At 63.2% G+C, this 14,194-nt stretch carries 12 protein-coding genes; 9 read left to right on the top strand and 3 right to left on the bottom strand.

Annotated elements, in window-relative coordinates:
* Positions 1-9 precede the first annotated feature (9 nt).
* Complete coding sequence (locus G1C97_RS10930) at positions 10-651, bottom strand: hypothetical protein (protein WP_240951126.1); 642 nt, start codon at positions 649-651, stop codon at positions 10-12.
* A 62-nt stretch (positions 652-713) separates the two neighbouring features.
* On the opposite strand from G1C97_RS10930, the gene G1C97_RS10925 reads away from it, so the two are divergent.
* Together G1C97_RS10925 and G1C97_RS10920 are read left to right on the top strand one after the other, a co-directional pair.
* Entirely contained in the window at positions 714-1,478 is a 765-nt protein-coding gene (locus G1C97_RS10925) for a response regulator transcription factor (RefSeq protein WP_240951125.1), read from the top strand.
* Complete coding sequence (locus G1C97_RS10920; RefSeq protein ID WP_169241770.1) at positions 1,475-2,761, top strand: sensor histidine kinase; 1,287 nt, start codon at positions 1,475-1,477, stop codon at positions 2,759-2,761. The genes G1C97_RS10925 and G1C97_RS10920 overlap by 4 nt, the downstream gene beginning before the upstream one ends.
* 46 nt (positions 2,762-2,807) lie before the next feature.
* Here G1C97_RS10920 and G1C97_RS10915 read toward each other — a convergent pair whose 3' ends face one another.
* Positions 2,808-5,342 (bottom strand): FtsX-like permease family protein, encoded by a 2,535-nt coding sequence (locus G1C97_RS10915; protein ID WP_169241769.1) that lies wholly within the window; start codon positions 5,340-5,342, stop codon positions 2,808-2,810.
* Positions 5,339-6,130 (bottom strand): ABC transporter ATP-binding protein, encoded by a 792-nt coding sequence (locus tag G1C97_RS10910; RefSeq protein ID WP_169241768.1) that lies wholly within the window; start codon positions 6,128-6,130, stop codon positions 5,339-5,341. The genes G1C97_RS10915 and G1C97_RS10910 overlap by 4 nt, the downstream gene beginning before the upstream one ends.
* 241 nt (positions 6,131-6,371) lie before the next feature.
* On the opposite strand from G1C97_RS10910, the gene G1C97_RS10905 reads away from it, so the two are divergent.
* The 7 genes from G1C97_RS10905 to G1C97_RS10875 all read left to right on the top strand — a co-directional run bounded on the left by G1C97_RS10905 (position 6,372) and on the right by G1C97_RS10875 (position 14,024).
* Entirely contained in the window at positions 6,372-7,562 is a 1,191-nt protein-coding gene (locus G1C97_RS10905) for a sensor histidine kinase (RefSeq protein ID WP_169241767.1), read from the top strand.
* Entirely contained in the window at positions 7,556-8,278 is a 723-nt protein-coding gene (locus tag G1C97_RS10900; protein ID WP_169241766.1) for a response regulator, read from the top strand. The genes G1C97_RS10905 and G1C97_RS10900 overlap by 7 nt, the downstream gene beginning before the upstream one ends.
* A 142-nt stretch (positions 8,279-8,420) precedes the next feature.
* Positions 8,421-9,176, top strand: coding sequence for an ABC transporter ATP-binding protein (locus tag G1C97_RS10895; RefSeq protein ID WP_240951124.1), 756 nt, complete (start codon positions 8,421-8,423; stop codon positions 9,174-9,176).
* On the top strand, positions 9,176-10,612 hold the full coding sequence (locus tag G1C97_RS10890; protein WP_169241765.1) for an FtsX-like permease family protein: 1,437 nt from the start codon (positions 9,176-9,178) through the stop codon (positions 10,610-10,612). The genes G1C97_RS10895 and G1C97_RS10890 overlap by 1 nt, the downstream gene beginning before the upstream one ends.
* 55 nt (positions 10,613-10,667) lie before the next feature.
* Positions 10,668-12,002 carry a sensor histidine kinase gene (locus G1C97_RS10885; protein WP_240951123.1) on the top strand — a complete coding sequence of 445 codons (1,335 nt, stop codon included), beginning with the start codon at positions 10,668-10,670 and terminating at the stop codon, positions 12,000-12,002.
* Positions 11,977-12,645: a response regulator transcription factor gene (locus tag G1C97_RS10880; protein WP_169241763.1), complete on the top strand. Its 669-nt coding sequence runs from the start codon at positions 11,977-11,979 to the stop codon at positions 12,643-12,645. The genes G1C97_RS10885 and G1C97_RS10880 overlap by 26 nt, the downstream gene beginning before the upstream one ends.
* Before the next feature lie 188 nt (positions 12,646-12,833).
* Positions 12,834-14,024, top strand: coding sequence for an IS1249 family transposase (locus G1C97_RS10875; RefSeq protein ID WP_335341365.1), 1,191 nt, complete (start codon positions 12,834-12,836; stop codon positions 14,022-14,024).
* The last annotated feature ends 170 nt before the right edge of the window (positions 14,025-14,194 follow it).

Genomic DNA, 14,194 nt, shown 5'->3' with positions numbered 1-14,194 from the left:
ACCCCTCCTCTACTTGCCCGGGTTCGCCAGGCACTGGGAGAACGCGTCCGACGACGTGTCCAGCTTCGACGACCCCTCGGGCTTGCCCATCTCGGTCAGGTAATCCTGCTTCGTGAACGAATCAGGCACCAGCTTGCGTCGTTTCAGACACCCCACGACAAGTTCGATCTCGTCCGCGTTCGACGGGTTCTGCACCATCCGCTCGTACAGGTCGCGGATCTGCAGGTTCGTGCCCTTCGCGCACGCCATGCTGTCCTCGTTCGCCTTGGCCGAATCGTAATTATCGTCCGTGTTCATGTGCTCCTGCATCAACCCGGTGGACTGGTCCGTGTCGAACTCCACGTCATCGCCTTTGGCGGCCATGCACTCCTGGTACTTCTCGTTCGCCTCGCGGTAATCCGACTCGCTGATCCTGCCCGCCTTGACCGCGCGCTCCAACACCCCGCGCTCGAAATCGCTCGACGCCGACTGCAACGCCTGCTTCAACTCCGCCTCATACGACGACGATCCGGAAGGCGACGAAGACGAGGAGGAACCCCCATCCGACGAGCCGGCGTTCCCGGAACCCGGCATCGAACACGCCCCCAAACCCAACACCACCGACAACACACCGGCGGCAGCAACCACGCGCAGCATCCGCTTCGACAGCATGATGATGTGCTCCTTTCGTTTGAACATTGACTTGACGGGAACACACCATAGAAGCCGGTCCGATGGGTTTTGGCGGTTTCGACCCGGTTCCGACCGTTTTTGACCGATTCCCGACCTCGTTCGCCGCGGCCGATATGATGTGCCGCAACCAACCAACCGGAAAGGAGACGTCGATGCGCGTGCTGGTCGTCGAAGACAACGTGAACCTCGCCGACGTGGTCGGCATGGGCCTGCGCATGAAGGGCTTCGACACGACGGTCATCTACGACGGACGCGACGCGATCGACGAACTGGACGGCAGCCGGTGGGATCTGCTGATCCTCGACCGTGACCTGCCCGGCGTGCACGGCGACGAGATCTGCCGGCGACTACGGGCGCGACGCGATCCCGTCCACATCCTCATGCTCACCGCCGCATCCCGCACCGACGACATCGTGCAAGGCCTGGGACTGGGCGCGGACGACTATCTGACCAAGCCGTTCGCGTACGCGGAACTGCTCGCCCGCGTCGAAGCCGTCCGACGCAGGCTTGGCCTGGCCGATACGGGACCGTTCGTGCGCGATGGTTTCCGGGCCGATTTCCGCACCGGCGACATCAGCATGAATGGTGAACCATTGCGGTTCGGCCAACGCGAGCTCGCCGTGCTGCGTATGCTGGTGGAGGCGCACGGCGCGGTGGTCGGCGTCGACCGGCTGTACGACGAGGTCTGGCAGGACGACCACGCGCATGCGAAAAGCATCGTCAAAAGCACGGTGTACACGCTACGGTCCAAGATCGGCCCGGACCTCATCGAGACCATACCCGGACAGGGATACCGCATATCATGAGCCGGCAGCACGCCGCACGCGCGCCACGGCCGCGTCCGCACATTCTCCGCCCGTCGCAATGGTCGACGCGAAGCCGTCTGACCGCCATGATCGTCATTGCGTTCCTGCTGCTGACGGCCGCCGTCACCACCGGCACGTTCCTCATCGTGGACCGGCAACTGTCCACCATAACGGTCGGCGGCATCGACACGAGCATGGGCGCCGACACCGCGGACGAGTCACTCCGCCAGCCGTCATCGCACGATCCCGACGGCGATAATTCCGGCTACACGTCCATTCACGTCAACAAGGACAGGGGAGACGGACTGTCGCTCAAGGCGACGGCGGGCGATAGGCGGACGCGAGACCTCGTGCTCGCCACGACCATCGCGCCGATCCTCACGTTCGGCGTGCTGGCGGCCCTCCTCACCTGGACCATCGCCACCAACAGCCAGAAACGCATCAACACGGTGGCCAGGCAGATCACGAACGTGGACGGGCCACTGGCCGCACGCCATGCCGTCAGCATCCCGGAACGCAACGACGAGGCCACGACCATAGCCAACGCCTACAACGCCATGCTCCACGACCTGAACGACGCCATCAAACGCGAGCAACAGTTCATCGCCAACGCATCCCACGAACTGAAGAACCCTCTCGCCGCCACCTCGACCGCCCTCGAAATACCACTCGACGCGGGACTGTTCGACGATGCGACCCGCCCATTCGTGCGTAAGGCGCTCGACGCCAACCGCAGCGGAACGGCGCTCGTGCTCCGTCTGCTCGAACTCGCCCGCATCCAACACCTCGACCACACGGACCTCACCCGCCTCGATCTCGCCGACATCGTCTCGGACGTTCTCGACAGGGAACACGACGCCCTTGCCCCACTGACGGTAACGACATCGCTCACGCCCGCAACACTATCGGCGGACCGCATGCTCATCAGCCAACTGGCCACGAACCTCATCCTCAACGCCGCGCAACACAACATACCCGGCGGCAGCATCGACATCACCACCGCAACCGGCCATGACGACAACAACGGCGACTATGCGACGCTCACGATCTCCAACACCGGCAAAGACCTCACCGGGATCGATCCGACGGAACTGCTCGCCACGTTCAACCGCGGCCCGGAAAGCAGAATCAGCAACCGACACGGCACACCCAACCACGGACTCGGCCTATCCATCTGCGACGAAATCGTCCGACTCCACCACGGCACCATAAACCTGCACGCCAACTCGCACGGAGGCTTGACCGTCACCGTACGGCTGCCGATAGAGTGCGCCGGCCAGTAGTTTTTCTGTTTTATTGGGAAAGAAGCGTCATATTGACAATCGTCACTCAGCTGGCGAGGCCTTGTGCGGGTTGTATTCGGGTGGCGTTGCGTGCGGGAATGGCCGCGGCGAGCAGTGCCGCTATGAGGATGACAGGGATGAGCACGCCGATCTGCGTCCACGGCAGTCGTGTGGTGAATTGGTTGGTCATGCCGCCGATCTGGGCTTTGACGCCGGCGATGCCGAGCGGCAAGCCGACGAGCAATCCGATAAGAGTGCCGATGATGGTCAGGGTCAGCGCTTCGATGGCGATCTCCGTGCGGATTACGCCGCGTCTGGTGCCGAGCGCGCGCAGCATGCTGATCTCGTTGGTCCGTTCGATGACGGACAGCGCGAGCTGGTTGGCGAGCCCGGTCAGACTGATGATGACAGTGATGGCGAGCATCGCGTAGGAGAGCATGAGCAGCATGTTGAGCACGTTGAGGATGTCGCTGCTTTCCGCGATGCCACCGCCGACCGTGGCGTTCGGATCGGCCACGGCCAGCCGGTTGACCTGGCCGGCGAGCTTGGCGCGGTCGATGCCGGGTTTGGCTTTGAACCAGATCATGCTGGTCTTCAATGCCGGTTCGATGGCGTCGGCGTGAGGCAGTGCGGCGAGTTGGCCGTCGGTGATGATGACCGCGAGTTTCGGCGATTCGGTGAGTTGCGAGGCGTGCGCCTTGACCGTGACGGGAACGCCGGCGACGGTAAGCGTGAGCGTGTCGCCTTCCTTGATGCCTATGGCGCTCATGTAGCGCGGGTGGATAAGCGCGACCGGCACACCGTTCTCCTCCCTGGCGCGCCACTGGCCATCCTTGGCAAAGACGGCGGCGGCCTTGTCGGGGATGACGTCGAGTACTTGGGGCGTGGTCTTCGCCCCGTCCGGCGTTTGGTCGATGGCGATGGTGCGTATCGGGTAAGAGCCTCGCGCGTCGGTGATTTCGCTGGCATGCTGCAGGACCTTGTCGGAGAGCGCATTGCCGTCCGGCGTGTAGAGGGCGGCACTGACCGGGTAGCGGTAGTCGAGGTCGGCGTTGATGGTGGCGGTGCCGGTGGCCGCTGCCGAGGAGAGCGCGGCGATCAGGCTGATGCCGAACGCGACCGCGGTGACGGTGCCGCCCGCGCGCCGCGCGTTCGCCGTCAGACTCGCCGCGGCCAGTTTGCCCGCCAATCCGCAGACGGACAAGACCGCACCGATGGCGGGCATGAGCATCGCGACGAGTCCGGGCAGGGCGAGTACCAATCCGAGTGCCAAGGCGAGTCCGCCAATCAGTGCGACGGGCATGTGGAAGCCTGCCGCCCCGATCCATAACAGCGCGACGCCGGCGATCGCGCACACTGCGCCGAACACGATGCGCGGAACACTGCCGTTATGCGTCCTGCCACCCGCCTTCACGTCGTTGTTTCCGCTGCCGGGCTGTGCCACTCCGTCCAATGCCTGGATGGGTGGGATGCGCGTGGCGTGGCGCACGGTCGTCCATGCGGTCAATACCGTGGCCGCAACGGTCAGCAGCAGCGTTCCCGACAGCAGGAGCGGGTTGGCGGCGAATCCGCCGAACGCCTGGCCCATCACCGTCATGGCCGCGTATCCGCCGCCCATGCCGATCAGGGCGCCGATAATCGTGCCGGCTATGGCGGTGATCAGCGCTTCGGACAATACCAGCGAACGAATGTTCGCTCTGCGTGCTCCGATCAGGCGCAGCATGGCGATGTCCCGCGTGCGCTGCGCGATCAACGTCCGGTAGGTGCTGGAGATCACCATCATCGCGCAGAGCAGGGCGATGACGGCGAACACCGCCATGATCACGGTCAGCTGCGTGCTGCCGCCGGCCATCATCGCCGACGCTTGCCGGATCATCTCCGCGCCCGTGGCCGCCGTGACGCCATCCGCTCTGGCAGCCGTCGCAAGACGTTGGGCGACCGAATCGATGTCGGAGGGGTCGTTGAGTTTGACGAACAGTTCGCCCGGCGTCGCGTCGCCGAAGTACGTCGGGTCGGCGTAGATCGCGTAGTCGGTGCCGGTCATCGGCTTGAACCGCACATCACTGACACCGCTGACCGTCACCACATGTTTCGTCCCGTCGGATGATTTCAACGTGACCGTGCCCCCAACGTTCACGCCGAGCTTGTCGGCTGTATCCTGCGAGATGACGATCTGGTCGGCGGACCGTGGCCAGTCGCCGGATTCCAGTCCGAACCAGCGCAGGGACGGGTCGCGGGCGACGGAATACACGTTCGCCGTGCCTCGCGCATCCGTGCCGTATGCGGTGACCGTGGCCGCATAATACGGTGCCGTCGCCTTCACCTTGTCGTTGACACGCGCCTTGGCAAGCACGTCCTCGGCCCACGAGGGCTTCAATGACTTCGCGTCGGCGTCGCCGGGATCGATGATGACGTCCACCGGCTTCAACGGCGCGGCCGTGACCGTGGCCATGCTCGCGGTGGACGTGCCTTGGAACACGACCGTGCCCGCCAGCATCGCCGCCGACAGGACCACCGCCAACAGGACGGCGAGCAGTCGGGATGGAGAATGCTTGATCTGCGCCCACGTCACCCGGATCATCGCGCACCCGCTTCCGCGTTCGCCGGTTCGGCGCTTTGCTCGAGCACGCGCACCACGTCCACCGCGACCGGATGCGCGATGTCCGCCGCGATCAGCCCGTCGCGCACCACGAGCGCCCGGTCGGCATAGGCGGCGGCGTTCGGGTCATGCGTGACCATCACGATCGTCTGCCCGCGCCGCGACGCCATATCCCGCAGAATCGCCAGCAACTGGCGCGACGACTTCACGTCCAGTGCCCCGGTCGGCTCGTCCGCGAACACCACCGCGGGATTCCCGGCCAGCGCGCGGGCGACCGCCACGCGCTGCCGTTGCCCGCCGCTCATCTCCTGCGGCTTGTGATCGAGCCGGTTCTCGATGCCCAGCTCACGTGCGATCCCCCGTATGGCCTGCCGGTCGGGCTGCCTGCCGCGCAGCGTGAACGGCAGTTCGATGTTCTGCTCCGCCGTCAGATACGGCAGCAGGTTGAAATCCTGGAAGATGAACCCGATCCGGTCACGCCGCAGATCGGACAACGCGTCATCCGACAACGTCGAAATATCCGCGCCATCGATGACCACCCGGCCGGAAGTCGGCGTATCCAAACCCGCCAGCAGATGCAATAACGTGGTCTTGCCCGACCCCGACGGTCCCACGATCGCCGTGAACCTGCCCTTCTCGAACCGGGCCGTGATGCCCGCCACCGCGACCGTCTCGGCCACGCCGGAACCGTACGTCTTGCGCACGTCAAACGCCTCCACGGCAGCCGGATATGCGTCCAAGCCGCTGTTTGCTCCCCATGTGTCCGTCATGTCTGCACCTTCCTGTTGCGTTCCAATCGTTCCGGTGATCGATAGCCGAAACGTCCTTTCAGGAATCAACCTACGGGGGCCGAATCGTGCGGGATATCATCCGCATGAATCAATTCACGCTCGACCGGCACCGAAGTACGAACGACCTGGTACCTAGGTATGAACTCCCGTGGAATGAGGAATGGGAAACCATCATTGCGAATCATGGTATCGGCCAACCGGCACGGGTAACGTCGTTGGCATGAAGGTTCATACGGAGGATGCGATCGCCCTGTTCGGCGTGCTGGTGTGCATGCTGTTCGGTGCGGCGGGCATGGGCGATTGGGTATGGGCGAGCGTGGCCGTCGCCTCCATCGTGTTCATGAGACGGCGGTTCACCGTATTCGCCGTATTGGCGGTCGCCGTTCCCGCCGCCTACACGACGGTCTATGGTTCGTTCACGTTGATCGGCCAGCTCGTGGCCATAGCATCCGCGTTCCTGTGCGGTTCCAGCAGGGTAAGGTGTTGCCGGCTGATCGGGCTGGCATCATGCCTGTTGCCCGTGACCGCCTTCGCACTGCATCTGGCGATCGCTCGCTCCTCGGATTGGACGATGCCCGTGGCCGGGTTGTTCGCGGGCAGTCTGATGCTGGCCGCATGGCAGGCGGGCCGGCTCAACCGCGCCAAGGACATGAGGCTTGAGACGGAGGAGGAACGACGGATCATGGCCGAACATGATAGCGACATGCGTGCGCGACTGGCCGTCTTGGAGGAACGCATGCGCATCAACCACGAGATGTACGACATCCTCGCCCACACGCTCACCGGCATCACCGTACAAGCCGAAAGCGGCAGAACGACCACCGCCGACACCGCAGCGCGCACGGTGTTCGCGGACATCTCCCAAGCCTCGCAAGAGGCCGTCGCCGATCTACGGGCCCTGCTATCCGACAACACGAGAGAAGACCGCTTGCCGGAACCCACGCTCGACCAGTTCGACGATCTCATCGCCGGATACCGGAAGCAGGGGCTGGTCATCGACCTGCATCAGGAGAATACGCAATCGCCGTACCTGCCGACGGGACTGTCCCACGCCGTATACCGGGTGGCCGAGGAATGCCTGACCAACGCGCTGCGCTACGCGCAACCCCGCTGCGTCGACCTGTCCCTGACCATCACCGGCGACGATATACGACTGCACTGCGAAAACCCGTATGATGCTCTCCCCCGCGCATCGGCATCATCGAACACCAACGAACGACAACGGCATGGGCACGGTCTTGACGGCATCCGGTGGAGATGCGAGCAATACGACGGCCACGCCACCGTCAGCATGACGGATGGGCTCTGTTCGGTTGATGCCGTCTGGCCGCTGCCCCATCAACGGGAACCGTTGGCGACGGCATTGAACAAAACTGCTGACGGGCACGGGCAAGGAGGATGGCAATGCTGACGATGACGAATATGGACGGGACACGGCCCATTCGCGTGATGCTGGTCGACAACCAGACGTTGATCCTCGACGGATTCGCACGCATCATCGACGCGCAGCCCGATATGAGCGTCATCGCCACGGCCACGGACGGCGAAACCGCGATACGCACAGCCCGGCAGGCCAAACCGGACGTGATCCTCATGGACATACGCATGCCCGGACTCGACGGCATCCAGACCACACGCACCATCATCCGCGATCTGCCGGAAACACACATCATCGGGCTGACCTCATACGACACCGACGCCTACGCGATCGGCATGCTCGATGCCGGAGCCAGCGGATTCCTCCTCAAAAACAGCAACGCCGAACGGTTCCTCGACGCCATACGCGCCACCGTCTCGGGCAACACCGTCATGGACACCACCACCATGAACCGCCTCAACCAGCGCCTCGCCGCCGCTTCCGCCCGAACGTCAACGACGGCAAAGGCATCCGCGGATGACGGCGAGACCTCGGATAGCGGGAACAACGATCTCCCCGATTTCACCAGCCGGGAACACGCCATCCTCGCCCGCATCGTCCAAGGCGACTCCAACGAGCAGATCGCCGCGCGCCTTGGCGTCAGCGTGTCCACCGTCAAAACCCACATCGGCAACATCCTCAGAAAAACCGGCCAAACCAACCGCGTGCGCCTCATCGTCTGGGCCGCACGGCACCTTCACGGACTGTGAAAGCCCTCTGCCGGAGAGTGTCCGCAGCAAAACCGTTTCATGCGTCATCTCTAGATGACATTTTCGTGCGTCTTCTTGCTGCTCATTGTCCCCTCGATGGAGAGTGGGTATCAAAAGTCCGATACGCAGGTGAGGAAGGTGGATGATGATTCGGCATTTAAGAGGAACGGGGAGCGATGCGATGGCGTTGGCTCCGGTTGTGGCCGAGGGGGTTTCGAAGAGTTTCGAGCCGCGCAGGGGTGAGACGGTGCCGGTGCTGAGGCATGTAGATTTCATTGCCGGTTGGGGTCAGATGACGGGGATTGTGGGGCCGTCCGGTTCGGGCAAGTCCACGCTCATGTATTGTCTGGCGGGGTTGGAGTCCGTTTCCGACGGTTCGGTGCGGGTGCTGGGACAGGAGGTGACCCGTATGAGCCGTGCGCGGTCGGCGCGGTTCCGGCGTGATCATCTGGGGTTTGTGTTCCAGTCGTATAATCTGGTGCCTTCGATGAGCGTGGAGGACAATCTCAGGCTTCCGTTCACGCTGCGCGGCGTGAGATTTCCGTGGGATCGCGCGGTCGGGCTGCTTGACCGTCTGGGGATTCTCGGGTTGCGCAGGCAGAATGTGACGTTGCTGTCGGGCGGCGAGCAGCAGCGTGTGGCGTTGGCCCGCGTGCTGGTCGCGGATCCCGAGATCGTGTTCGCCGACGAGCCGACCGGCGCGCTGGATACCGAGTCGGGCGGGCGCGTGGTCGATGAGCTGCGTGCTTTCGCGGATCGTCCCGGTCATGCGGTGGTCATGGTCACGCACAGTCCCGAGGTCGCGGCCCGGTGCGATCGCGTCGTGCGGATGCGTGACGGTGTGTTGGCCGAGGTCGGTTCCGATTCGTCCGGTCTTGATGGGCGGGAGGCGATCTGATGCGTGGGCTGCTGCGTGATTTCAGGGATGCGACTGTCGTGTGGGGTGCGGTGCTGTTGCTGCTGGCCGTGGTGCAGTGTGTGTCGGGCATGGTGATGGTCATGCTGTCGAACGCGAGGCTGGCTATGGCGGTTCCGGGGTTGCACGACAGGGCGGTGATGTTCTATATGGAGTTGAGCGGTCCTCCTCTGGTGCCGATGGTCATCGTGGGCATGCTCATGGTGCTTTTGGTGGTCTCCTCGGCCATCCGTCAGCGCCGCCGCGCCCTCGCCTTGATCGCGTTGCAGGGCGCCACTCCCGGACAGTTGACGTTGCGCGTCTGCATGCAGGTACTTCTGTTGGATGTCGTCGCCACGGTCGTCTCGCTTGTCGTCTCGCCGGCGTTGGCACGGGGGCTCTACCCGTTCGCGACCCGGCAGTTGGAGGCGGACGGATTGCCGTTCCTGCCTCAGGATGTGACGGGCATGCTGCTGGCGTGGGGTTGCGGCGTCGTCTTCGGTTTCGCGATGGCCTTGGTCGGCTCGCTGTTGACGGTGCGTGCGATTGGCGGCATATCGCCGGTCGAGGCGTTGCGCGAGGCGTCGGATCCTCCGAAAACGGTCGGCGCGCCCCGGCTCGTCCTTGCTTGGATCATGTTCGCCGGGGCACTAGTCTCATTGGCGGCCGGTCTGCTGAATGTGCGGAAGACGTCGATGGCGCGGATGTCGGTGCAGGTCACGTTTTCGTCCATGTCGCCGCTGGCGTATGGCAGCATGATCGCGATGCTGCTGTTCACCGTCTCCGTCTGTCTTGCCGGCCCGGCCGTGCTGTCGGCGACGGTTCGCGCGTGGACGACGGTGGCATGTCTTCCCTGGCCGGCATGGCGTATCGCATGCCAGCAGACCCGGGCCAGGGTGTGCGCGTCCTCGTCCACCATCATTCCCTTGGCCGCCGGTTTGACGCTGCTCATGTCATACGAGTCGCTCACCGCGACCATCACCGCGTGGACGCGGCTGCTCCCCGCCGGAACACCGACGGTGGAGGTGCCCGGTTTCGCCCGTATCCTAGCATTGATCGGCACGTCGCTGGTCCTGGTGCTGACGGCGGTGTGTTCGGGTTATCTGATCGCCCAGCGGGGACGGGAGCTCGACCTCGCGCTGGTGTCCGTCAGCGGTGGAACCCAGGGTCAGCTCAACGCCATTGCCGCATTGGACGGGCTTATGACGGTCGCCACCTCGTCCCTGATCGCGTTCGTCCCCAGCCTGCTCGTATCCGTCTCGTTCTCCATCGGCATCTGGCTGTCGTTCGATGTGCTGGTATTCGGCATGCCGTGGATTCCGTGGCTCGTGGTCGTTCTCGTTCTTGCCGTCATGGCGATGCTCGGCTCGTGGATCACCGCGCAACGTGGCATACGCACACCGCCGACGGTCGTCATCGCGCATGCGGCGGGAGAATAAGCGCCGAGCGGATACGCATGCGCGTATGTCTGACCGTGAGCCGAGGATACGGGATATGGGCGATGCTCCGTTGGAATTGAGGAAACCGGGTGGCATGCTGGTCTATGGGCTTCCCGCCGCGGTCACGCTGTTCATGCTTCGCATGCTGTGGGCCACCAAGCGTGATTCCGTCCCGTCGGATCACTCGTATTGGGCCATGCACACGCCGATCGTGTTCATGCTGCTGGCGGCGGCCGTCCTTGCCGGCGGCATCGCGCTGGTCTGGCGGTACGAGAGACCCGAATGGGTGATGGCCGGGGTGCTTGTCCCCGCGTTGCTGCTGGATCTGGCTGGAGTGGGCGAATGGGCTCCGATCATGCCGATGATCGCCTATTGGGCGTTGATCATGACCGTCGCCGGTGATTTGCGGGTCCTGTGCTTCGGGCTTGTCTCCTGTATGGTGCTGGGCAGTCAGGCGTTCGCCGGGGACGCTTGGCGTCAGGCCGGATGGTCGATCTGGCTTGACGTGCTGCCCGGCATGCTCCCTATGATGGTCATCGGCGTGTTGGGCTATGCGGTCCGCAACCGCCGCCTGTCCGCCCTCGCGATCCAACGCGAACACGACGAGCGTCTGCGCGCGGACATGCTCGCCCGGCAACGGGACGCGGCCGTGCAACGCAGCGGCATCGTCGGCGAGATGCACGACAGCGTCGGCCATGACCTGACCACCATCATCACCCTGGCCCAAGGACTGGCCGAACAGCTGGACGGCCGGGACGTGGAACCGGAGATCATGCAGGCCATCGACGCGATCCGCGACATCGCCAAAAGCGGCCTGCAGGACACCCGGCACGCCTTACGGGCCCTGACCGCCACCGACACGGACCTGCCCGGCACCCCGACGGTCACCAGCGACACGCGACCATACGAGATGAATCACTACGCGATCGGAGAATCGGAGAGTCGTTACACATGGGACGACATCCGGCCGGTGCTCGCGCACGTACGGGTCTCCGGCGTGATCGCCACATTCACCGAGACCGGCCGACGCAGTGAGGATCCCGATCAGGCGGACCTGTGCTTCCGGGTGACCCGCGAGGCCGTCACCAACGCGGTACGCCATGCGCCCGGTCTCGCGCACCTGAATGTCTCATGGGATCACGCGACGGATGGAAGCATGATCGCGACCATCACCAACGACGGATCGACGAACCTCCCCAAGCCTTCCGATGATGCCGGAGGCACCGGTCTGGCGCGGATCGCGGACGCCCTCGCCCGAGCCGGAGGATCCCTCCGCTACGGGCCGGACGGGGCGGAAACCGGTGTCTGGCGGGTGACCGCGATGCTGACGTCCGTCCGGCCGACAAGGGAAAGGGGTGACGTGGATGACGAACATCATGCTGGTCGATGACCTGCAATACGCGAGGCTCGGCTACAAACTCATGCTTGGCAAGGCAAGCGACATCACGATCGTCTCCCAGGCGGGCGATGGCCGGCAGGCCATCGCGGAAATCGAACGACTGGAATCGGAAGGAGGCCCGCTGCCGGACGTGGTGCTCATGGACGTGCGCATGCCCGTGATGGACGGCATCACCGCGACCTGGGAAATCACCCGCCGATGGCCCGCCATTCACGTGCTGATCCTCACCACATACGACGAGGACGACTACGCATACGGCGGGCTGGACGCGGGAGCCAGCGGATTCCTGCTCAAAGACGCCAGTGCCGCAGCCGTCAAGGACGCGATTCACGCGGTAGCGAACGGAGACGCCGTGGTCACGCCACGCATCACCCGGCAGATTCTCGAACACGGCATGCCCAGACCCGCAGCGGGCCGCGAACAGCAGAAGCTACGGGATTCGTTTGCGGCTCTGCCGCCGCGCCAACGCGAGATATGCTCCCTGATCGCGGAAGGTATGACCAACGAGGAAATCGCCCGCAAACTGGTACTGGAACCCGCGACGATACGACGAACCATCAGTCGAATCCTCGCCACCTTGCAACTGCATGACCGCACGCAAATCGCCGTCAGCTGGCTCAAATCCGGGCTATAGGACTTTCTGGGGTGTTAAGACCCACGTCTGACCCTTAACCCGTTTTTTTACTTAACTCCGGGGTTAATAGACGAAATGTGGGTCTTAAATCTGGGGTGAGGTGTTCTCCTGTCTTGTGTGTTGGGGTGTGATTAACGTTCTAAGTGTTAATCCATTCGGTTGCTTGACTTTTCAGGTTGGCTTGTTCCATGAGCAGGAGCAAGTCTTCAAAGGCGAGGAAATGCCCGGTTTGCAATGAGTCGATGCGTAAGAAGGGATTCACGAAGGCCGGGACGCAACGCTGGAAATGCGACGTATGCCGGTTGAGTTCGACCATGAGACGGGAGGACCGGACACGCATGACAGAGTTCCGTGCGTTCCTCACGTGGATTACGGGTAAACAGTCCATGAGCGAGGCCGCGAGGTCCCTTGGCTTGTCCGGGAGCCGGCAGTTTTCAAGACGTATCGCGTGGTGCTGGAACGTGGAGCCGACGTTGCCAGGAGATTCCCGTTTCCACCGGTATGTGATGGTGGATGGCACGTACGTGCCGTATGGCTGGTGCCTGCTGGTCCTGACCGGCGAGGATGGTCGGCCGGTGAGATGGCAGTGGTGCTCCACAGAGACGAGACTGGCATACCTGCAATTGTTTCGTGGCATAAAGAAACCGGGATTGCTGGTGTGTGATGGTGGGCAAGGATGTCTAGCAGCCGTAGAGACCCGGTGGAAAACAGTTCCCGTGCAGCGTTGCCTCGTGCACGTATTACGCAACACTCGCATCGACTTGACGAACAAGCCGAAAAGCAAGGCGGGACAGGAATTGCTCAGGCTCGTTCGCAAGCTCACCAGAGTGAAAACCGCTGATGAGGCTGCCGCATGGCTTGCGGCTCTCAATACATGGCACAGTGAACACGGCAGCTATCTCAAGGAGCGTACTACCGCTCGGCAGGATCCCATACACGCGAAGGGACGTAAATGGTGGTGGACACATGAACGGTTACGCCGTGCCTACTTCAGACTCACCAGACTCAATCGCAGTGGGATGCTGTTCACGTTCTGTAATCCCACTGTCGTCGGAGACGGTGGGATTCTGCCGTCGACCACGAACCAGTTGGAAGGTGGGGTTAACGCTGTAATCAAACGCATGCTCGACCATCACCGAGGACTGTCCGAGATGCACATGAAGCGTTGCTGCGAGTGGACGGTGTACATGCTCACAGCTAACCCCGATCCCATGTCGTTCATCATTCCCGAGCACTGGAAAACCAAGAAGGCGGAGAGTGCGGGGCACGACGAGCCGGTTCCGGGAACCTTGACCGCAGTGCAACTGCCCACCACCGGCATCAACGCTTACGAGAATGGATTCGGCATCAGGACAGGATGGGCCGGACGCTCAAAATGACCCACGCCACGCCAATAACACACGCGAATAAGACCCACATTTTGGGGTTAAGTAAAGAAACGTGGGTCTTAAATCCGGGGTTGGGCGTTCTCCTGTCTTGCGTGTCGGGGCGTGATTAACGGTCCGGGCGTTAATCCGGTCGGGTGCTTGACTTTTCGTGTTGGCTTGTT

The organism is Bifidobacterium olomucense, assembly GCF_012932375.1.
In the GTDB taxonomy this organism is placed as follows: Bacteria; Actinomycetota; Actinomycetes; order Actinomycetales; family Bifidobacteriaceae; genus Bifidobacterium; species Bifidobacterium olomucense.
Note: the sequence above shows the minus strand (reverse complement) of the source record. Positions and strands in the feature narration are given on the sequence as shown.

Excerpts from the sequence above, each read along its gene's own strand:
- G1C97_RS10930 (WP_240951126.1), bottom strand. The coding sequence starts at position 651 with ATGCTGTCGAAGCGGATGCTGCGCGTGGTTGCTGCCGCCGGTGTGTTG.
- G1C97_RS10925 (WP_240951125.1), top strand. The coding sequence starts at position 714 with ATGGGTTTTGGCGGTTTCGACCCGGTTCCGACCGTTTTTGACCGATTC.
- G1C97_RS10920 (WP_169241770.1), top strand. The coding sequence starts at position 1,475 with ATGAGCCGGCAGCACGCCGCACGCGCGCCACGGCCGCGTCCGCACATT.
- G1C97_RS10915 (WP_169241769.1), bottom strand. The coding sequence starts at position 5,342 with ATGATCCGGGTGACGTGGGCGCAGATCAAGCATTCTCCATCCCGACTG.
- G1C97_RS10910 (WP_169241768.1), bottom strand. The coding sequence starts at position 6,130 with ATGACGGACACATGGGGAGCAAACAGCGGCTTGGACGCATATCCGGCT.
- G1C97_RS10905 (WP_169241767.1), top strand. The coding sequence starts at position 6,372 with ATGAAGGTTCATACGGAGGATGCGATCGCCCTGTTCGGCGTGCTGGTG.
- G1C97_RS10900 (WP_169241766.1), top strand. The coding sequence starts at position 7,556 with ATGCTGACGATGACGAATATGGACGGGACACGGCCCATTCGCGTGATG.
- G1C97_RS10895 (WP_240951124.1), top strand. The coding sequence starts at position 8,421 with ATGATGATTCGGCATTTAAGAGGAACGGGGAGCGATGCGATGGCGTTG.
- G1C97_RS10890 (WP_169241765.1), top strand. The coding sequence starts at position 9,176 with ATGCGTGGGCTGCTGCGTGATTTCAGGGATGCGACTGTCGTGTGGGGT.
- G1C97_RS10885 (WP_240951123.1), top strand. The coding sequence starts at position 10,668 with ATGGGCGATGCTCCGTTGGAATTGAGGAAACCGGGTGGCATGCTGGTC.
- G1C97_RS10880 (WP_169241763.1), top strand. The coding sequence starts at position 11,977 with ATGACGAACATCATGCTGGTCGATGACCTGCAATACGCGAGGCTCGGC.
- G1C97_RS10875 (WP_335341365.1), top strand. The coding sequence starts at position 12,834 with ATGAGCAGGAGCAAGTCTTCAAAGGCGAGGAAATGCCCGGTTTGCAAT.